The organism is Marinomonas gallaica, assembly GCF_001639745.1.
Taxonomy (GTDB): Bacteria; Pseudomonadota; Gammaproteobacteria; order Pseudomonadales; family Marinomonadaceae; genus Marinomonas; species Marinomonas gallaica.
Genome location: NZ_LTAX01000057.1, coordinates 1 through 375, shown reverse-complemented (window position 1 = coordinate 375; position 375 = coordinate 1). Strand labels below are relative to the sequence as shown.

Genomic DNA, 375 nt, shown 5'->3' with positions numbered 1-375 from the left:
TCAGACTTAGATTCTGATTCAGTTACAAGCTGAGTCTCAGGTTCTGGTACTGGCTCAGACTTCGATTCTGATTCAGTTACAGGCTGAGTCTCAGGTTCTGGTACTGGCTCAGACTTAGATTCTGATTCAGTTACAAGCTGAGTCTCAGGTTCTGGTACTGGCTCAGACTTCGATTCTGATTCAGTTACAGGCTGAGTCTCAGGTTCTGGTACTGGCTCAGACTTAGATTCTGATTCAGTTACAAGCTGAGTCTCAGGTTCTGGTACTGGCTCAGACTTCGATTCTGATTCAGTTACAGGCTGAGTCTCAGGTTCTGGTACTGGCTCAGACTTCGATTCTGATTCAGTTACAGGCTGAGTCTCAGGTTCTGGTACT

At 46.1% G+C, this 375-nt stretch carries 1 pseudogene; it reads right to left on the bottom strand.

The features are described from left to right. Window positions 1-375, bottom strand: a pseudogene (locus AYW76_RS19245) (hypothetical protein); the annotation flags it as partial.